The organism is Pseudoalteromonas sp. PAR1, from assembly GCF_947311895.1.
GTDB lineage: Bacteria > Pseudomonadota > Gammaproteobacteria > Enterobacterales > Alteromonadaceae > Pseudoalteromonas > Pseudoalteromonas lipolytica_C.
The window spans coordinates 26305-47406 of the sequence record NZ_CAMZMY010000027.1; the positions used below are offsets into that span (position 1 = coordinate 26305).

Sequence of the window (21102 nt, forward strand, 5' to 3'; positions counted from 1 at the left end):
ACATTCTAATGAAATCTAGACTTAAAAGTAAGTAAAAACTCTAAATCTTATTCATTTTCAGTTAAAAAAACTTTGTGCAGCGCACGTACTGCCAGCTCTAAATATTTTTCGTCTATTAGAACTGAAATCTTAATTTCAGATGTCGACACCAAAATGACTTTGATGTTTTCTTCGGCAAGCGCATTAAAAAATAAACTTGCTACTCCAGAGTGTGACTTCATCCCCACTCCTACTGCTGACACCTTAGCAACATTGCTTATTCCTTTAATAGAATCTGCGCCAAGCGCAGCCTGATTTAAGGTTAAAACTTCCAATGCTTGTTCAAAATCATTAGTGTGCACAGTAAAAGCATAGTCTATTTTTTCAAAGTTATGATTAACTTGATTAATCATATCAATTTCGATACCAAACTCTGCAAAAAGTTTCGTAATTTTAGCTAGGTTTTCAATCCCATATTGCATTTGATTGATATAAATCAAACTTTCATCACGATTGAAAGCAATACCTGACACAATATTTGCTTGCACTTCCGGTTCCTCAAAACTGATCAAGGTCCCTTGATCTGGGTTAAAACTCGATAGTACTCTGAGCGGTATATTGTATTTTCCTGCCGCTTCTACACTACGAATATGCAATACCTTAGCACCTAAACTCGCCATTTCGAGCATTTCTTCGAAAGTAACATGGCTCATTCGACGAGCATTTGGTTCAATACGCGGATCAGTTGTATATACGCCATCAACATCGGTATAGATCTGACATTCGTCAGCATTAATCGCTCCCGCAATCTCAACTGCTGAAGTATCAGTACCACCTCGGCCAAGTGTGGTGATATTACCTTCAATATCTCGGCCCTGAAAGCCTGCGATTATAGCAATACGGTTGTGCTCAAGCTCATGCTTTAAACGAGTCGCTGCAACCTCTTCAATACGCGCTTTACCAAACATATTGTCGGTGCGAATGTTGACCTGATCAGCCAGCAAACTTACCGCTGAGTGGCCACGTTTAATAATAGCCATTGCCAGTAAAGAAACAGACACTTGCTCACCTGTGGTAAGCAGTACATCAAGCTCACGGGCGCTTGGTCGAGAATCGATTTGTTTAGCGAGTTGAATAAGACGGTTAGTTTCTCCCGACATAGCCGAGAGCACCACCACAACTTGATGGCCTTGCTGCTTGGTTTTTACAACAAGGTCGGCGACGGCCTCAATTCGCTCGATTGAGCCAACTGAGGTGCCACCGAATTTTTGGACGATAAGTGCCACTAGTAGTTAAGAACGCTCAGATAGCCAACCAGTTACACTTTCTAAGGCTGTGGCTAGGTTCTCTGGCTGAGTACCACCAGCTTGTGCCATATCAGGACGACCACCGCCCTTACCGCCTACTTGTGCAGCCATGTGGTTTACAAGCTCACCGGCTTTCACTTTACCTGTTAGGTCTTTAGTTACACCTGCAATTAGGCTTACTTTATCGCCATTAGCTACACCAAGGGCAATAACACCTGAACCAATCTTCGTTTTCAGGTCATCAACCATGCCACGTAGTGCTTTAGACTCAGTACCTGCAACATCAGCAACCAGTAGTTTAATACCGTTCACTTCAACAACAGAGTCAAGTAACGATGCACCTGCCGCACTTGCTAGCTTGTCGTTAAGCTGTGCAATTTGCTTCTCAAGGCCTTTTGATTTCTCAAGTAACGCAGTTACTTTTTCAAGTACTGTGCTGCTATCACCTTTTACTAGCGCTGCAACATCGTTTAGTTGTTGCTCTTGCTCACTTACATAAGCAACAGCTTCAGCACCTGTTACTGCTTCAATACGGCGGATACCGGCAGCGATACCGCTTTCTGATACGATTTTAAATAAACCGATATCACCTGCACGCTTAACGTGAGTACCACCACATAACTCGATTGAGTAATCACCAATGGTTACTACGCGAACTTCGTCGTCGTATTTTTCACCGAATAATGCCATTGCACCTTTTGCTTTTGCATCTTCGATAGCCATTAGCTCAGTTTCAAGCGCAAAGTTACGACGGATTTCATCGTTTACTGCGCGCTCGATTTGACGTAATTCGTCTTTTGTAACTGCTTCAAAGTGTGAGAAGTCAAAACGTAAACGCTCTGGGTCAACAAGTGAACCTTTTTGATTTACGTGCTCACCTAAAATTTGACGTAACGTTTCATGTAAAATGTGTGTTGCAGTGTGGTTTTTCTTGATGCTATCGCGACGTGCTGCATCAATGGTTGCCTCTGCTTTATCGTTTGTACCAATGCGACCTTGCACACGACCATGGTGCGCAAATGCATTACCAAGCTTAGTGGTGTTAGTAACGACAAACTCACCGCCAGCAACTTTTAACACACCGGTATCACCAACCTGACCACCTGATTCAGCATAGAACGGTGTGCGGTCAAGGATTGCGATACCTTCTTGACCATCTTCAAGTACAGAAACAGATTGACCTTCATGGAAAAGCTCAACCACAGTACCTGTATAATGCTCTGCATCGTAACCTTTAAAGTCTGTGTGTTTTTCAGACTTAAGTTGTTGGTTGTAATCAGCACCAAACTTACCAGCTTGCTGTGCTTGCTTACGTTGCACTGCCATGCACTCTTGGAAACCGTGCTCATCAATGGTCATAAAACGCTCACGCGCCACGTCTGCCGTTAAATCAGCAGGGAAACCATAAGTGTCGTAAAGCTTGAATACTAAATCACCCGGGATCACATCACCTTTGATGTCTGCTAGGCTTTCTTCAAGAATTGCCAGACCACGTTCAAGTGTTTTACCAAACTGCTCTTCTTCAATACGTAGTACTTTTTCGATAATTTCTTGTTGCTTAGCAAGCTCTGGGTAAGCTTGACCCATTTGCTCAATTAACGCAGCAACAAGCTTATAGAAGAATGCGCCTTTCGCGCCTAACTTGTTACCGTGACGAACCGCACGACGAATAATACGACGTAGTACATAACCACGGCCTTCATTAGATGGCATAACGCCGTCAGATACTAAGAATGCACATGAACGAATGTGGTCAGCCACAACGCGTAACGATTTATCATCTAAGTCTTGTGCGTTAGTCACTTTAGCCGCAGCTGCAATGAGTGCTTGGAATAAATCGATTTCGTAGTTTGAGTGCACGCCTTGTAAAATTGCAGAGATACGCTCAAGACCCATACCTGTATCAACAGACTGCTTAGGAAGCGGCTCCATTGTACCGTCGGCATGGCGGTTAAACTGCATGAATACTAGGTTCCAGATCTCAATGAAACGGTCACCGTCTTCTTCTGGTGAACCCGGAGGACCACCCCAAATGTGCTCACCGTGATCGTAAAATATCTCAGAACATGGACCACACGGACCCGTATCACCCATTGACCAGAAGTTATCGCTAGTTGCAATGCGAATAATGCGGTCTTCACTCAGACCTACTTCTTTATGCCAAATGTTGAAAGCATCTTCGTCATCGTGATAGATGGTAACAAGTAGCTTTTCTTGCGGAAGTTTTACAACTTCAGTTAAAAATTCCCAAGCAAACTTAATTGCGTCTTGCTTGAAATAATCACCAAAGCTGAAGTTACCTAACATTTCAAAGAATGTATGGTGACGTGCAGTGTAACCTACGTTTTCAAGGTCATTATGTTTACCACCGGCACGCACACAACGTTGTGAGCTGGTTGCACGTGAATAAGGGCGGCTTTCCGCACCTAAAAATACATCTTTAAATTGCACCATACCGGCATTATTGAATAATAACGTGGCATCGTTACCCGGGATCAGCGAGCTTGAAGGAACAATTTGGTGTTGTTTAGAGGCAAAAAAGTCTAAGAACTGTTGCCTGATCTGTGCGGTAGTCATATGCTGCATGTGAAAATCTCACCCGTTTATTGCTGTGCTTGCATTGCAAAATCAATTTGTTCGTAATTAAAGCCTCGATACATCAAGTAGCGAACACGTTTCGCTTTTTCTTTCTGGTCGAGTTCTTTACCTGAATTTGAAAACTTCTTTAAATATGCGTCCTGTGCGAGTTCAAACCAATCGATTTCGAACTCTTCGAGCGTCTTATCTAATAATGCTCGGTCTATCCCTTTTGCCATCGCTTCGCTCTGAATGCGTTTTGCACCATGATACTTTGCTAAATGGCGGCGTACAAACCCTTCACAATAGCGCTGCTCGTTAATAAAGTTGTGTGACTCACACCAATCTAACAAACGCTCTGTGAACTCTGGCGTCGCCTCTTTTTGCTGTAACTTTCGGGTTAGATCCCGACGCGAATAATCTTGTCGAGATAGTAACCAAAGTACGTAATTCTTTAACTTTTGTTCTTTATCATCCATTACGCGTCAAAACGTCCTGATTGCGACGGTGATTCAGGCGCATTAGCTTGGTCATCACTTTTTGGTACAACCGGCATAAAAATAGCCTGAAATGACACGAAGAAACTAATGTAACAAATTGGCATTAAAACCAATAGAGGAATAAACGATAAAGGAATACAGATCACCATTAACACGGCACAAATAAGGCCATACACACTCAGTGGTGCCATATTTTTATAAAATACCATAAAAGAGGTTTTTAACACCGCAAACATGTTGCTTTGCTTTTGAAAGTAGACCAAAGGTACTGCGTAGGCAAAAGCCGTTAAATACACACAGATAGCCAATAAAAATACCGCAACTTGCCCCATAGAAATGGTCGCTAATAAATCAGCCAAATGAGCTTGATTTTGAGGGTCAAAAGTCTGACTCGAGATAACCGCGTAAGCATCTGCAAAGATAAAATTAGACAGTAATGCCAATAAAATACCCGCCGCCATCTGATACACAGCGACTCGCACTAAACCAATACGGTTTCCTTTGTTGCTAAATGGCTTAAAAATATCAGCTTGGCTGATAGTCCCACCTTGTTGTTTTGTGAGCACAGCTTGATAAAACCCCGCCATTAAAAACGGCGTCACAAACGCACCAACAACTTGCAATAGAGGCAGTACTAGCGCCAAAAAGCTAATTACCACTATTAGCAGATGCATTAAGATAAAAGTAAACGGTTGCAGCTTAAAGATTTCCCAGCCTGCTTTAAACCACTTTACGCCTGCACCAGCTTTAAAAACACGAACTTCGATTGACATAATTTCTCATTCAATAACGACAAAACGCACCGAGTATAACTGGGTGCGCTACTTGTTTATAGTCACCTGTTGTGAAATTTATTCAGGCTTTTTAATTTTTTTAATATCAAGCATGTGCGAACCATGTTTGATTTTCGTTTCGAGGTAAGCACGATTGCCTACTACACCTGCTTTAATATGAGCGTGCGTGCCCACAACAGAGTCAACCTCAATGCCTGCATCACGCAGTGCTTTAAGTTTATTTGGGTTATTGGTCATTAACTTAACGTGCTTTTGCCCAAGAGCCTCTAACATTAAAACCGCATCTGAAAAGTCACGTAAATCATCAGCAAAACCCAAGTGGTTATTCGCCTCGTAAGTATTCATGCCTTGTGACTGCAATACGTAAGCATCAATCTTATTGTATAAACCAATGCCACGGCCCTCTTGGCGTAAGTACAGTAAAATCCCGCCTTGCTGATGCATCATTTCGATACACTCATTTAATTGTTCACCACAATCGCAACGTGACGAGTGAAATACATCGCCAGTTAAACACTCTGAATGCATGCGAATTAATGGCACATCTTGCTCAGTGTCGGCTTGATTAAATACTAATGCCACATGCTCTTGACCATCTTTTAAACCACTAAAAGATACGATTTCTGCAGGAATATCACTGTTTTTGCCAACATTTAGCTGGACTCTTGCTCTTACTTGCGCCACGACAAATCCAAAATTAAAAAATAAATGCGATACTGCAAATGTGATTACAACAGCTTGAAGGTTGTAAGAATGCAACATACGACGAGTGATAACTAATATTGAGGCAGTTACCAGCAATTCAAGTATTATACACTCAAACCACTTGAAGATACGAGCTTTGCGCTATGAAAGCCGGGGTTTTTACTGCAACAAATAATCTAAAAACATAAACACAAAGCAAGCATTGATGCATCTAAAGCGATTTGATACCTTGTACCTAGTTATGATAACCATTATCATTAACTTGTATCAGTTATCATCCAAAAACTGGGCAGAAATAATAAGGATTATTATGAAAAAGAGCTCACTTGCCTTATGCATTGCACTACTATTTAGTCAGCAAGGCATTGCCAACGAAACGACCGCGCAAGAATTTAACGACACCTATCGCGCTTATGTCGCCGCTGTAGAAAACCAACAAGACAGCAGCGAACTTGCTAAAAAAGCATTTGAGTTAGGTAAAGAGGTTTATGGCGAAAGCGCCGACAACACCGCAAACCTTGCCATTAACTATGCAAACAGCCTCGCTAAAAGCGAACAAGATCAGCGCTTTGAGTTATATCGTACAGCCTACGAAATACTCGAAAAAAACCACGGCAAGCTAAGTGTGCAAGTGTATGACTCATTAATCGGCATGGCAGAATCCACCCCTTCAGCTAAGCGTGCTGATACGTATTTAGATGACGCTATTGCCATAGCTGAAAAGCAAAATTCAGCCAAACTTGTTGCTGATGCAAAAATGACCGCCGCTCGTATTCTTGCTTATAAAGGCACTGGCGAGCGCTATTACACAGCAAAGGAATATCTTGAAGAAGCTGATAAGTACTACCAAGAAAACTTACCAAATAACGCTGTCGATCGTATTAGCGCTGACTTCTTAGTTGCCGCATTTGCAGAAAGCCAACGTAAATACAGCACAGCCATTGAACGTTTAAATCATGTAGTAAGCGTGTTTGATAAAGAGCTAGACTTTGATCACAAAACGGAACTCGATGCCCATTCCAAGCTGGTTCACTTATACGAAAAAACAGGTAAAAGTGACGAAGCAACCAAACATTGTATAGCGATTGCGAAAATGGTGCCTTGGAAAGAAAGCCAAGAACAAGAGCCGTTATACCGTGTGCCACCTAAATACCCAATGTCAAAAGCTCAACGTATGGAAGATGGCAGTGTCGTGATGGAATTTGAAGTAACCCCGTCAGGCTTTGTAGACAACATAACTGTGGTTGATTCTGAAGGTGGTACTGCGTTTGAAAGAGAAGCGGTTAAAGCAATGAAAAAATGGCGTTATGCGCCTAAGTTTGAAAATGGTCAAGCTATTGCTGCGACTTCTCGGGTACAATTAGATTTTAAAATCAACTAATAAAAAGAAGGGTCGCAATGCGACCCTTTTTATAACCTGCTTAACAAGTTATCTGCTGCATCCTCAATTAAATCGAGTACCTTTTCGAAACCTTGATCGCCACCATAATAGGGATCAGGGATTTCGCTCTGCCCTGCATCACCATGACTTAAAAACAGCGACAACTTATATTGTAAGTGCTCTGGACACTGGGCTTGTAAATCAGCAAGGTTTTGCTTGTCTGCCGCAAGGATTAAATCAAACTCATAAAAATCAGCTTGAGTCACAGGTCGCGAATATATCCCTTTAAAACTATAACCACGCTTTTCGGCTGCTGCTTTTGAACGTGAATCAGGTGGATTGCCTTGGTGATAGCCAATAGTGCCAGCAGAATCAACTTTAACATTGACACCCAATGCCTTGGCACGGCTACGAAGTACCGCTTCAGCAGTAGGTGAGCGGCAAATATTGCCCAAGCAAACAATCAAAACCTTTTTCATTATTCGTCCTTAAAATTGCTTTAAGATTGACTCATCATAACGTTCTGCATCAAGTGACAGATTGTATTTTTCTGCCACACTATCAAGCTCTGCCTGCTTAATTGCCAACTCATCCATGGTAATGGTGTTGTCATCAAGCTGCCATAACAAACGCGAACCGGCATAGCTGTAATGAATTGCTAATAAAGCATCTGCATTGCCCTCGCGCCCTGCAGCTTTTAACTTTGGCATTTTTCGAGTAATTTTATTTAGCGCTTTTTTAAGCTCCCACACATAGACAATTTCAGTCATGTAATCATGGTTGCGGTATTTATTAAGCACAAAGCCCACCAGCAAACTACACACAACAACACCTAATAGGTTCCAATGAAAATGGCTACCGCTTGGGTCAGGAAATAACGCTATTAACGTTTGTGAAATGGCTAAACTGCCAACGGCTAAAGCAATTACACAAGCAATAATTACTTGGTTTAAATGTTTACGGTAACGGGCTTTATCTATTTGAATAAGTTTCATAACAACCTAAAAAACTTGTGAAAAATAAAAAGTGAAAAAAATTTCACCCCTTTTTTATTTGCCAGCCGTTTTAGCTATGAAAGCAATTATCCAAAGAGGAACGGCTATGCATACTTTACCACTAAACTCAGCAAGCTTGAATAACAGCAATACAGCTTTAAAGACAACCGCAGCAATTATTGGTGGCGGTGTAATGACCTTTGCAGCATTTGCATTTATGCAGTACTTAATTTCTGCTGAGCAAAGAGCCGATGTAAAAACAGGCCCAGATATTACGGTTGAAATTTATGAAGTACCAGAAGATTCAAAAGTGCAAGTAAAGCAAACACTGCCGCCGCCACCAGTTGCTAAAATGCCACCAAAAACGCCGCCACGCCCAACGAGTGATAATCCAGATACGGTTGTGGTAGCAGATTTAACACCAACGATGACATTCGATAACATTGGCGACACGCTTAGCAAAAGCATTAACCAACCAACGGGAGATGCAACGCCAATTGTACGCATAAATCCTAAATACCCACCGGTTGCAGCCCGCGAGGGGATTGAAGGCTGGGTGCAAATTAGCTTTAGCATTTCACCGACTGGCGAAGTTATCGACCCAGTTATTATTGATGCAGAGCCTAAACGGGTATTTGACCGCGAAGCAATTCGCGCTATTAAACGTTGGAAATATCGCCCTAAAGTTGTTGAAGGTGTGGCACAATTACAAACAAACCAAAGCGTTCAACTTGATTTTAAAATAGATGGATAACGGCCTATGCTAATGAGCATCAAGACATGGTTATTTGACAAGCCAAACACTGATTGTTTGGCGCAGTATGCCAAAACAGGCGACAACCGTTATCTTAACCAACTCGTTGCTCAGTACGGGAACGATCTTTATCACTACCTAGTCACCCAAAGTGATAAAGATCTTGCTCTCGATATATGCCAGCAAACTTGGTTAAAAGTTATTGATAAACGCGACTTTTACAATGATCAGAACAATCCAAAAGCGTGGCTATTTCGTTTAGCACGTAATTTGTTGATTGATGAGTTTCGTAAACAGCAAAAGTTCGTTGAATTAGAAGACAACCAAGTTTTTTCTGAACCAAAGGATGCAGAATATCACTACGACTATGAAGCCTTTGATAAAGCACTCATGGCGCTTAGCTTTGTACAGCGAGAAGCACTGACCCTACAGCAAGAAGGCTTTAGTCTCGAAGATATTGTTGCTATTACACAAAGTAACCCAGAGACCATTAAAACTCGGCTGCGATATGCCCGTCAAAACCTGAAACAACAACTAGGAGGCCATCATGAAGCGTAACGACGAGCAACTCGATGCTGATTTAAAAGCACATTTTCAAAAGCGTAAAACACAGCATAACTTAAGCACCGAACAACTTGCACAAATGCAAACGCCACAAGTGACACGGCCTAAAAAACAACGTTTTTTGAAAATACAAATGGCCAGTTTATTTGTTGCCCTAGCATTATTTGGCTTTGTTATGCTTGAATATAATTATCGAGAACTAACAAACATTTATGCTGTTGATCTTTCTGATTATCAATGGGTAGAAGTTCACGAGCTCGACTCTAAAGGCAGTTATGTAAGCAATCTAAAGCAGCAAAAGCAAATGCTAGATACTAACTACCAACAAGCATTAGCCAATCACCAAGCCCGCACCAGCTTCACCGGCCGTCTAGTCAGTGTTGATAACGACTGGTATATCGCCGACTGCGAGCAAAATGTACTCGTACAAATTAAACAATCGCTACTTGAAGAATTACAAAAGCACGGCACCCTAGATACCCATATTCACCAAGGTGACCTACTGGCACTTGACCAAAACAAACAAGGCCAAATTATCGCTCTCAAACAGCTAACCCACGAAACGAAAAAGTGTGCATCTTAATAAAACGAGTTCGCCAGTTAGCAAGGGTAAAGAGTAAAGGAGTACCGTAGGCATGAAATTTATTTCGCGCGATGGCCTCAATCCATACTCTTGTAGGTCGGGCTTTAGCCCGTTAATGAAAAGATAATTTGTCGCCATAAATGACGACCTACGTGACGTTGGGTAGAACGGAGTGAAACCAACAAGTTAGCGAGTTACAAGGGGAAAGAGTAAAGGAGCCATCGGTTTTCAGACTGACGGCTGACGACTCCCCCGCTCCTTACCTCGCTTTTCCTACCAATAATCGCACATTGCTCTAATGTTAATAACAATTTAATGCTGAACCAGCTAGGCTAGTAACATCGTGTTTAAATATTATGGAGCTACCATGAAAAGGTCTTTGTTTAACAATTTAATCATTGCCTCAATTAGCTTATCTAGCTTGCAAGCTTGTGCTCAGCCAGAGCAAAAAATTCCACTGGATGCCAGTGCGAATAACTACAAACTAGAATTAGTAAGCGAAGGGATTCAAATTCCTTGGGGTATGGCTTGGCTTAACGAGCGAGATTTACTCGTTACCGACAGACGTGGTGAGCTTAGGTTAATTCGTGATGGTAAACTCGTTGAGCAAACAGTTAAAGGCACACCTAAAGTACATGATGAAGGTCAAGGGGGCTTATTAGATATAGAGCTTGATCCGAACTTTGCCGACAATGGCTGGATTTACTTTTCCTACTCGGGCTATGAAGGTGATGGTGAGGGTTACAATACCTCAATTATGCGCGCTCGCTTTAAAGATATGACTCTTGTCGATCAGCAATTATTATTTGATGGCGAGCCAAATATTAAAACAACGAAACACTATGGTTCGCGTATTGAGTTCGACAAAGAAGGTTACTTGTATTTCTCTATTGGCGACCGTGGCAAAAGAGACGTTCACCCACAAAGCCTAGACTACGATGCAGGCAAAATTCACCGTATCAATAGCGATGGTTCTATCCCTAAATCAAACCCGTTTTATAACCATAAAACAACTCACAAAAGCATCTATTCGTATGGACACCGTAACCCTCAAGGTATGGCGATGCATCCTGAAACGGGAGTTATATGGAGCCATGAACACGGCCCTCGTGGCGGTGATGAAATCAACATAGTTAAAGCAGGCGCGAATTATGGTTGGCCTGAGATCACCTATGGGATCAACTACATTGGTACAAAAATTACCGACGAAACCAGCCGCGAAGGAATGGAACAACCTGATTGGTATTGGGTGCCATCAATCGCCCCTTCTGGAATGGAGTTTATCACCAGCGATAAATACCCACAGTGGCAAGGTCAAATTGCCGTAGGTTCGATGAAGTTTGGCCACCTTGTGTTAGTGAAGCTAGATGGTGACAAAGTAACAGGCCACAGCAAAGTATTTGAAGGTGTAGGTCGTGTACGTAGCCTCGCCACCCACCCTAATGGTGATCTATACCTTGGTGTTGATGGTGTCGGTGTTTATAAAGTTGTACCTAAATCGTAGGTTGGGTATAGCGAAGCGAAACCCAACAAGTTAGCGAGTTACAAGGAAAAAGAGTAAAGGAGTACCGTAGGCGTGAAATTTATTTCGCGCGATGGTTTCTGTCCACACTCTTGTAGGTCGGACTTTAGCCCGTTAATGAAAAGATAATTTGTCGCCATAAATGACGACCTACGTGACGTTGGGTAGAACAGAGTGAAACCCAACAAGTTAATTAAACCCCGTCTCTACTTTATCGGGGTCAGATCACAGATCAGACGGCTGACGGCTGACGGCTGACGGCTGACGGCTGACGGCTGACGGCTATCAAACTTGAATATGCGAGTTATCGAAATTCAAGCAATAAAAAACCACAGACTTCTCTGTGGTTTTTTGCTTATAACTTAAAGCTTACAGCTATTACTTATAAAACAATAATACTCGTCACAAGGTAAGCGATGAAGGTTAACGCGCCGCCAAATAAGGCGTATGGCATTTGGGTTTTTACGTGAGTTAATAGATCACACCCTGATGCAATAGCCGATACCGCACTGGTATCTGAGATTGGCGAGCAGTGATCGCCAAACACGCCACCGCCTAAAATAGCAGCAATTACTAATGAAGGTGGTAAACCTAAAGCTTGAATGAGCGGTACACCAATTGGAATAAGAATCGCGAATGTGCCCCATGAGGTACCAGTGGTAAATGAAATTACCGCACCGGTTAAAAATAGCACTGGCACAACCAAGTAAATAGGTAAGAAATCACCCACAAGACCAGCTACAAACACACCCGTACCTAGGTCTTTTAAGCTTGCCCCTAAGGTAAGTGACAACAATACAATTGCTACCAGTGGTAGCAACTCACCCATACCTTTAAAGCCAATATCAACAAGCTTATGATGAGTAAAGTCGCGAGAGCTAATCATTAAAAAGTAAGCCACAACACAAGCTAAAATAGTTGCATACAGCACTGATTTAGAACCACTGCCACTGGCAATATCGCCATCGCCAGTCCAGAACATAAAGCCAACCATGCTAGCTATTAAGGTGATAAGTGGCACAAGCATATAACGCGCTTTAGAGCCTTTTACTTCTTCAGTCAGCTCGGTTTCTTGTTGTTCAAAATTATCTTCTGCTTGCTTTAATGGCCCATGTACCTTATCAAAAGTAATGGTATAGAACACGATAAGTAAAGTGATAATGGCGTAAAAGTTATAACCTATACTGCCCCAAAGTACTGATACCGCAGACTCTTCCATTTCGTAGTTGCCAAGTAGACCAAGCACATATGCGCCCCAGCCATTTAACAAGATTAAGATACACACAGGTGCGCTGGTACTATCGATAATGTAAGCAAGGCGTGCTCGGCTCATTTTAAATTTATCGAATAAACCACGCGATAAAATACCCGAGGTTAATACACTTAAGTTAGATTCAATAAATACTGCAATACCTGAGAACATGGTTAAATAACCAACTTGGCGCTTACTTTTAGCAACCCCTTTGTTCATCAGTAAATTAACGGTAGCAGCGACACCGCCAGATTCACGAATGTAGGCAAGTAATGCACCTATTAAGATACTAAAAATAAGGATACGGCTATTACCAGGGGAACTGGCGACTTCAACAACACGCTCAATGGTATTAATGAAGGTGTAAAATAAGCTATTACCTTCACCATTGATAGCAAGTAAAAACTCAGACGACGCAACCGCGACCAATAACGCCATGATCACTTCTTTGCGCCAAAACACAATTAAGATAGCAATCAAGGGTGGTAAAATTGAATACCAAGACATAAAAACCCTTTTAAATTAAGAACAGCATTTTATTTTTATTATGCGAAAACTCGCTAAGCTTAATGGCTTTACCATTAAACTCAACTTAATTCGACTAGTGATTTAATATACTCTCATAAATCAGTGAGATAATAGAGCCATACTTACCCGTTTCGAAACGTTTACCGACAAACTCGTAATTTTCTTGCGAACCTTCAATAGGTGTATGACGCGCATTGGTTAATAGCACAATAGCAAGGTCGTACTCGGGGTCAATGACGGTCACAGTGCCAGTCCAACCAGTATGACCAAAAGCACGCGGGCTGGCGTAAGGACCAAAATGCCAAGTTCGCGCTTGATGCCCCGCTCGTCGCCACCCTAACCCATAGGTTTCATCACTTGCTTGAGAGTTTGTGAATTGCTCAAGTACTTGTGGCGTAAAAATTTGCTTATTATCATAACCACCGCCATTGAGTAATACCTGCATAAGCACTGACAAATCACCAGCAGTACTAAAAAGCCCTGCATGCCCCGCTACGCCACCTAAGGCATAAAAGGCTTTTTCATCATGTACTTCACCTTGCAGAACATCGGTTCGAACATTTTCAAATTCAATGCGTCCACCTCGGGTGTTACCATTAATCTCTGTGGCCGCAATTTGTGAGGTTAAAAAGCCTTTTTGCAATGGATTATAAACCGTATGCGTTAAACCAAGCGGTTGATAAATTTGGCTTTCAACATAAGTATCAAGCGCCATACCACTGATGCGTTCAACCAGTACACCTAACAACATATAATCGATATCAGAATATAAGTGTTTTACGTTACGTCCAGCCACGAAGGGAACGCCAGTTAATAACAGGTTTTTAGTACGCAGACTGTTTTGTGAAAAAAAGCGCTCACCAAATTTATTGTCTTTACGATGAAAATCAACCACGGCAGGATAACCAGCACTGTGGGTAAGTAAGTCTTTTACTAAACGCTGCTCACGGCCGCTGCCTCTAAATTCTGGCAGGTAATAAAACAGCGGTTTTTCTACGTCGAGCTTTCCTTCGCTGGCAAGCTTCATCAGCGCAAAGTTAGTGGCAAACATTTTTGAGTTTGAGGCTATATCAAACAAGGTATCATTTTGCATAGCTTGTGGGCTTTTGAGCTCACTGCCATCAGCGTGGTACTTTTTAGCTGCGCCGTAATGGCTTAATTTAATCAGCTTGCCATCTTTAACAACGGCAAGTACCGCGCCCGGAAAGCCCTCTTTAATTTCTTGAGTAATTAATTCATCAACGGCACTAAAGCGCTTTTGACTGCTGTTTTTATCAAGCGTTGGATAAGGAAAGCGTAAGGTTAAGCTTGCCCCTTCGGGCAATACATTCTCAACTTTATAGGTGTTGATGCCATTGTGAGTACGTTTAGCCAAACTGTATTGATATATTTTTTCGGCAGTTAAAGGCGAAGCTATATTGATTTTTTCACCATTAATATAAATGTCTGCGCTGGTTGCGTCTTGGTTTTCAATGATGATCTCACCGCGACCTTTATAGGCGACAAAGGTGCCTCTGTCGTTAACAAGCGCGCGACTGCTTGGATCAAGAGCAGGAATACGGGCTATCACTTGTGCATTAGCCAGTGTTCTTGGCTCTGGCTCAACCGCTTGCTGTTGCTGCTGATATTCTTTAAATAACCGCTCAAGCTTTTTAGGGAAGTATTTATCTAATAAAGCAAACAACACAGCGGCACTTCTGGCATCACTATTTCCACTTACATGCCAAGGCAAAAAGTGCATTTGAAAAGCACTTAAGGCATCTAAAGTTTGCGAATCAAGCTGCCCCGTAGCAATCACCTCATAGCCGTAGCTACGCAGTGCTTTTTGCATTAACTCAACAGAGGGTTTTGATGCACTAAATAATTGCCAATATTTATCAACAGTGTCGCTGTCGTACCACGCACCGATACCCGCTTTATAAAGTTGGTACCAAGGAAAACGCGGGCCTGGGTCGTTCTTACGGCTTGGCGCAATATCTGAATGGCCGATAACTTGAGTTGGGCCAATATCTGGGTTTCGCGCTAAGATATCTTTGCTAAGCTCAATCAACAACTCAATTTGTTTAGCATCATAGTCTGGGAAAATACACAATTTGCTGGCATCGTTTTCCATTGCAGGCTGACTTTGCTCAGGTATATGACAGGTTGGTACATTCACGATTTCAATACCAATTGAATGATCATTTAAATCTTCTCGGCCTTGCCAAAAGCTGCGGCCGGCATGCCATGCTCTGTCTTTTTCATCAACCAGCTGAATAATTTCTAAATCGTCTTTTGGATAACTTGGATCGCCTGATTCTGGTAATAAATAATGTGAACTTAAGCCCCCTTCATCCACTAAGGCACGCATCGACTTTTCGTAATCAATGGCGGTGTAATGCATTACTAAAAACTTTACACGGTGACTGTAATTAGCTGATTGTGTGAAGGTATATTGATGACTGGCACAGCTTACTAAAAAAGCAGCACTACTGAGATAACACAGCTGTTTAAGAAATTTTTTTAAAGGGGTAAAACTCATAACAGATTCATACCTGATGATTTAAGCGTTGACGATTCTCAGCAATACAGTAGCAACACCCACTTAACATGTAAAATATTTTATTTACCAAATAAAGAATAAACAGCATACATTATCGCTAAGTCTCTAAAAATGCAGCTATCTCAACAAATAATCTTGTATCTATTATGGAATAAAACTATATTATTCCATCTAATTAAAGAAAAATATTCCAAACTTAGGTCAAGTAAAACAAAAAATAAGTCGTGGTATCAAAGCAATTACGTATCGCAACTTAAGGTGTGTAGTACATTACTATGCAATGTGACTTAAGTTAATTAAACAAAGTGAGCCCTATGTCTACTTTTGTAAAAATTAAAGCTTTACGCCAGTCTTTATCGAGCAGCGAAGCAAAGCTTGCTGATTTCACACTAAATTCGGCGAATGCTATTCGTAACTTATCATCCGTTGAGCTTGCGAAAGTGGTTGGAGTGAGCCAGTCAAGTGTGGTGAAGTTTTCACAAAAATTAGGTTACAAAGGCTTTCCTGCTTTTAAACTTGCGGTGATTGATGCGCTCAATGACGAAACAAGTGAACCAAAACTACATGGTAAAATAACCCTTAATGACTCACTTGAACAAATCGCAGAAAAATTATTAAGTAGTAAACTGGCTGTACTCACTGAAACAAAGAATCTCAACGAGGCCGTGGCAGTCGAAAAAGCAGTAGAGCTTTTAAAGTCAGCAAAGCGCATACTGATCTGTGGTTTAGGTGGCTCAGCATTAGTTGCAAAAGACTTCTCTTATAAATTACAAAAACTCGGCATGCCTGCAATAGCGGAGCCAGATGGCCACGCGCAGCTTGCATACGTTGCTACCTTTTCAAAAGGTGACTTGGTGATTGCGATAAGTGAGTCAGGTATGACCCGCGAAATTGCTGAAGTAGTTAAACAAGCGAAAAAGAATGACAGCTCAGTGATCTCAGTCACAAAGTTTGGCAGTAGCCCTGTTGCTGACTCTGCCGATGTAAAACTTTACTCAGTGGCTGAAGGTGAGTCTGTGCGTTTATCGTCAATTCTTGCGCGAACAGCACAAGACTTTGTTATTGATATTCTGTTTATCGCTCTCACCCAGTCAAGTCGCCAAGGCCGTAAACTACTGGAACATTCTAATGAAGTTGTCGGTGAATTTAAGAATAACTAATTTCTTAATAAATAACATTTAAGAACAAAAAAGCAGCCTAGGCTGCTTTTTTTTATGATTGAAGCAGACTTTTTCCTCTTACCATAAATCACATCTTTTACTCTTTATCTTTGGGATTAACCCACTGAGTATACAGTCATAATTTCTTACAAAAATAACTTTCTGATAATTGAGCCACCGCTAAAGCGAGCGATTGCTGAACTTTACCTAAAATAGGTTATATATTTTATTCCTAAAAAAAGGTACGTTAATAAAAAAATATTCTTGACCATAGTAAATAACACCTGTTTAATATGTGGGCAACATAATATTAAAGTTCATAAGTCTCAACTGGGTAAGCAGTCCAACAAAGCATATAAATATAAGGACGGGAAACAATGAAACAACATGCATCCACACTCGCAATTAGCTATATAGCCAAAGCGACAAGCAATGCACTTCGTGCAAAGAAAACAGCCTTTACCGGCGTTGTTATGGCCGCGGCTCTAGCCAGCGCACCAGCCTTTGCAAATCTAACCGGTGGTATTAAAGGTAAAGTATCATCACCAGCGACACAGCAGTCACTGGCTGGGATCACAGTAACTGCAAAGAGTAACGTGATGCCAAAACCTCGTACCGTTGTTACGCGTGAAGATGGTAGTTATGACTTACCGCAGTTAAAGCCCGGTACTTATGAACTGACTTTCACCGATAAAAACGGTGTAACGCAAACCATGACTGTCGACGTTTTACTTGAGCAAACATCAAGCTTAAACGTCACTATGGGTGGTGCTAACGAAAACGTTGAGGTTATCACGGTTACCGGCAGTAAGTTATTCCGCGAAGGTAAATCTGCACTCACTAACTCATTAGGTGAAGAAGCAATCAATAGCGTGCCAGTTGGTCAAGATTACCGTGACCTATTAAAACTTGTTCCGGGTGTTGAGCTATCTGAAAACGCAACCCTTGGTCCATCAGCAGGTGGTTCGGGTGTTGATAACTCTTACGGCTTTGACGGTGTTGATGTTTCACTCCCTATGTTTGGTAACTTAGCATCAGAGCCATCAACCCATGACGTTGCCTACGTTACTATGGATCGCGGTGGTGCAAAAGCCGTTGGCTTTAACCGTTCAGGTGGTTTCTCAATTAACACCGTATCAAAATCAGGTACTGACGAATTCCACGGTAATGTTGAATACAAAGTTCAACCTAAGAGTTTAGTGGCGACTCCAACAGGTCAAGAAAGCTATGAGCTTGATAAAAGCTGGTTAACCGCAAGTTTAGGCGGCCCGCTTATTGAAGACACTTTATACTTCTACACTTCTTATTATCGCCCTGAAGAAACACGTACTAATAAAGATACAGCCTATGGTGAAGTAAAAGACTATAAAAATGTCCGAGATGAATACTTTGGTAAGTTAACTTGGGCACCTACTGACGATATTTTAATTAATATTTCACAGCGTACCTCAGAAAAAACCATCGAAGGTCGCTCAGTTGGCGCTTACGAAACTGACAGTGTTTCTGCGGGTGATAAAGCCGATCAAGATATCTTTACCTTAGATGGTTCGTGGCTATTAGGTGATGCAACAACTCTTTCATTCCAATACAGTAAATTAGAGATAGAGTCTGGTACCACACCTGATACAAAACTATCTGTAGTACCATCGTTAACGGGTCAACTTGACTTAAGTAATCTAACTGAAATGGGTTACTTCAGTGTACCTAGCTTATTAGATGCTGATGATAACTACACAGCAGAGCAAATTGCTGCATATAATGCAGGCGCTGCACCACTCATTGCACAATACGGTTATACCGAAGATGGGCAAATGCGAGGTGGCGGCGGTGTTGGTGCGTATTACCAATACGATAATATCGACTTTTACCGTGATAGCTTTGAGTTAAATCTAGAACATGAATTTAGCTGGGGCGATACTTACCACACGTTACATTTAGGTGGTGAATGGAAAGAAAGTAAAGAAGTTCTGTCTCGCCTTTCAAATGGTTGGGGTAGAATTTCTTATGTTGGCGGCCTAGATGAAAGCTTAGAAGAAGGCAGCTCTGCGCCGGTTATTTACCGTGCTCGCGTGCAACAAATGAGCTTAGTAGCAGGTGGAGATGCGGTTTCTGCTATTAACTCAGAAATGGAAACGCTGAACTTCGAAATCAACGACACCATTGAAGTAGGTGATTGGACTTACAATGTGGGTGTGCTTGTGAGCCGTGATACTTGGTATGGTCAAGGTCTTAAATCTGCATCTGGTACTCTCTCTGGTTATGAGTTAGCACCGGGCGAAAAATACGAAATGTATCAAACAGATTGGACAGATATGATCCAGCCTCGTTTAGGTGTGAATTGGAATTATGCAGATCAAGACTCTGTATTTGCTAACTTCTCAATGTATAACCCTGAAGCAAGCTCATTAGCGCGTGCAGCCTCTTGGGACCGTAATACCCGTGCCGAAATCGAAGTTGAGTTTGATGAAGCGGGTAAAGTAATTTACGCAGAGCCGCGTCAAGGTTCATCTGGTAAAGTATTTGCTGATGATTTAACACCTCGTCAAATCAAAGAGTTTACTCTTGGTACCACTAAATATGTGGGTTCTGATTTAGTATTACGTGCTCATGTTCGTCACCGTAAGGCATCGCATTTCTGGGAAGATATGCCAAATAACGCGCGCTTAACTGACTACTCTGGCGTTGATGCTGAAGGTGTGCCACAACATATCGCTGATAAAGGCTTATACGTAGATAACCTTGATGCGATCCGTGATGAAATTGGCGGTTCATCATATGTTATTGCCGAAGTAGATGGTGGCGAAACGAAATATTGGGAAGCGAGCATCGAAGCTGAATACTTAGGTGAAAACAGCTATATCAATGCTTCTTATGTTTGGAGTCACTACTACGGTAACTTCGACCAAGATAACACCACAGCAACAACAGATGCGAATACCTTCATTGGTTCTTCGAACTATGGTGATGGCCGTGGCCGCTACCCTTGGGATTACAAATACGGCACATTATCAGGTGATAAACCGCATAAAGTAAAAGTTTATGGTTACTATACTGTGCCATGGCAAGCAAATATTGGCGCTTACTTTGTATTCCAGTCGGGTAAACCTTGGGAAGCATGGGATGGTTCAATCTATGGCTACTCAAGTGGTACAGCACGTTATGGAGAACCTGCAGGTAGCCGTCGTAGCCCTAGCCATTGGCAGCTTGATTTAAACTACACCCAAGACTTTAAGTTCTCAGGTGACATGGAACTACAATTCCGTGCTGATATCTTCAACGTATTTGACCGTCAAACAGGTTATAACAATAACCCATATGTATCGTCAGAAACCTTTGGTGAGTATCGTAATTACTACAGCCCACGTCGTGTGCAGCTGTCGTTTAACTTCAAGTTCTAAGTTAATCAATCCTGTTGGGGGCCGCTATTGCGGCCCTTTTTTATGTCTCAAGAACAGACTTAAATTGTACAAAATGCTTTTGCTGCATCTATATTAACCGCTTCTTTCATAAAGTAGTCGAGCTGCACAGTGCGAATAATCGCTTGCGACTCGCTGTTACTTGTACTTGCCTGCCACTGCCAACTTTTAAGCGACTCTCGCGACACATCAACAAACAGCCCTTCTGGGAAGCTCTCGACAAAACGGATATCAATCGTATTGCCCTGATTATCAATAGTTATAACAAAGCGCGCACAGCCCGTCTGTTTGGCAATTAAAGCAGCTTTGGGATAGATAGGCTTTGTTGCATGTTTTAGTGTCCACAGCTGCTCTGCTGCGTTTTTATTATCACGTAGATCAAGCGCATCGGTTGAGTTACTTGTTGAGGTGTTGGGGAGTTGTGAGCAGCCAGCTAGTAAAGCGAAAGCAGCAATGCTTAAACTGAAATAAGTCTTCATGGTATATCCTTATAAATCAAGCCCCTGAATATAACACAGCTTTTTATGGATATAAAAAAACGAG

17 protein-coding genes are annotated in these 21102 nt (G+C 41.9%); 7 read left to right on the plus strand and 10 right to left on the minus strand.

All coding sequences use genetic code 11. The annotated features are described in order from the left end of the window. Positions 1–47: 47 nt before the first annotated feature. The 5 genes from QL229_RS17855 to ribA form a co-directional block, all read right to left on the minus strand. Positions 48–1265, minus strand: a complete 1218-nt coding sequence (locus QL229_RS17855; RefSeq protein WP_138558653.1) for an aspartate kinase — start codon at positions 1263–1265, stop codon at positions 48–50. Positions 1266–1271: 6 nt separating this feature from the next. After that, positions 1272–3872 carry an alanine--tRNA ligase gene (gene alaS, locus QL229_RS17860; protein WP_135925845.1) on the minus strand — a complete coding sequence of 867 codons (2601 nt, stop codon included), beginning with the start codon at positions 3870–3872 and terminating at the stop codon, positions 1272–1274. A gap of 17 nt (positions 3873–3889) precedes the next feature. Then, on the minus strand, positions 3890–4342 hold the full coding sequence (locus tag QL229_RS17865; protein WP_135925846.1) for a regulatory protein RecX: 453 nt from the start codon (positions 4340–4342) through the stop codon (positions 3890–3892). Then, a complete protein-coding gene (locus QL229_RS17870) occupies positions 4342–5136 on the minus strand; it encodes a BPSS1780 family membrane protein (RefSeq protein ID WP_138558654.1) in 795 nt (264 codons plus the stop codon). The genes QL229_RS17865 and QL229_RS17870 overlap by 1 nt, the downstream gene beginning before the upstream one ends. Before the next feature lie 78 nt (positions 5137–5214). Beyond that, a complete protein-coding gene (ribA, locus tag QL229_RS17875) occupies positions 5215–5841 on the minus strand; it encodes a GTP cyclohydrolase II (RefSeq protein WP_135925848.1) in 627 nt (208 codons plus the stop codon). A gap of 331 nt (positions 5842–6172) precedes the next feature. Between ribA and QL229_RS17880 the strand changes: the two genes are divergently transcribed. Continuing rightward, positions 6173–7243: an energy transducer TonB gene (locus tag QL229_RS17880; RefSeq protein ID WP_138558655.1), complete on the plus strand. Its 1071-nt coding sequence runs from the start codon at positions 6173–6175 to the stop codon at positions 7241–7243. Positions 7244–7272: 29 nt separating this feature from the next. On the opposite strand, the gene QL229_RS17885 is transcribed toward QL229_RS17880, so the two are convergent. Both QL229_RS17885 and QL229_RS17890 read right to left on the minus strand, forming a co-directional pair. Then, positions 7273–7722: a low molecular weight protein-tyrosine-phosphatase gene (locus QL229_RS17885; RefSeq protein ID WP_135925850.1), complete on the minus strand. Its 450-nt coding sequence runs from the start codon at positions 7720–7722 to the stop codon at positions 7273–7275. Positions 7723–7731: 9 nt separating this feature from the next. After that, a complete protein-coding gene (locus QL229_RS17890; RefSeq protein WP_135925851.1) occupies positions 7732–8238 on the minus strand; it encodes a DUF3087 domain-containing protein in 507 nt (168 codons plus the stop codon). Between the two features lie 106 nt (positions 8239–8344). Between QL229_RS17890 and QL229_RS17895 the strand changes: the two genes are divergently transcribed. The 4 genes from QL229_RS17895 to QL229_RS17910 all read left to right on the plus strand — a co-directional run bounded on the left by QL229_RS17895 (position 8345) and on the right by QL229_RS17910 (position 11643). Continuing rightward, a complete protein-coding gene (locus QL229_RS17895; protein WP_138558656.1) occupies positions 8345–8992 on the plus strand; it encodes an energy transducer TonB in 648 nt (215 codons plus the stop codon). A 6-nt stretch (positions 8993–8998) separates the two neighbouring features. Next, positions 8999–9550, plus strand: coding sequence for an RNA polymerase sigma factor (locus QL229_RS17900; protein ID WP_138558657.1), 552 nt, complete (start codon positions 8999–9001; stop codon positions 9548–9550). Continuing rightward, entirely contained in the window at positions 9540–10139 is a 600-nt protein-coding gene (locus tag QL229_RS17905) for a hypothetical protein (protein WP_138558658.1), read from the plus strand. Before QL229_RS17900 ends, QL229_RS17905 begins: the two co-directional genes overlap by 11 nt. Positions 10140–10506: 367 nt before the next feature. Further along, a complete protein-coding gene (locus QL229_RS17910) occupies positions 10507–11643 on the plus strand; it encodes a PQQ-dependent sugar dehydrogenase (protein ID WP_138558659.1) in 1137 nt (378 codons plus the stop codon). A gap of 400 nt (positions 11644–12043) precedes the next feature. Here QL229_RS17910 and QL229_RS17915 read toward each other — a convergent pair whose 3' ends face one another. Both QL229_RS17915 and pbp4b read right to left on the minus strand, forming a co-directional pair. After that, entirely contained in the window at positions 12044–13420 is a 1377-nt protein-coding gene (locus QL229_RS17915; protein WP_138558660.1) for a Na+/H+ antiporter NhaC family protein, read from the minus strand. Positions 13421–13514: 94 nt separating this feature from the next. Then, positions 13515–15962, minus strand: a complete 2448-nt coding sequence (gene pbp4b, locus QL229_RS17920; RefSeq protein ID WP_138558661.1) for a penicillin binding protein PBP4B — start codon at positions 15960–15962, stop codon at positions 13515–13517. 335 nt (positions 15963–16297) lie between these two features. Here pbp4b and QL229_RS17925 point away from each other — a divergent pair, with 335 nt between their 5' ends. Further along, positions 16298–17143: a MurR/RpiR family transcriptional regulator gene (locus QL229_RS17925; protein ID WP_135925859.1), complete on the plus strand. Its 846-nt coding sequence runs from the start codon at positions 16298–16300 to the stop codon at positions 17141–17143. 377 nt (positions 17144–17520) lie between these two features. After that, entirely contained in the window at positions 17521–20541 is a 3021-nt protein-coding gene (locus tag QL229_RS17930; protein ID WP_138558662.1) for a carboxypeptidase regulatory-like domain-containing protein, read from the plus strand. Positions 20542–20600: 59 nt separating this feature from the next. Here QL229_RS17930 and QL229_RS17935 read toward each other — a convergent pair whose 3' ends face one another. Next, positions 20601–21038, minus strand: coding sequence for an energy transducer TonB (locus QL229_RS17935; RefSeq protein WP_135925861.1), 438 nt, complete (start codon positions 21036–21038; stop codon positions 20601–20603). Positions 21039–21102: the final 64 nt, after the last annotated feature.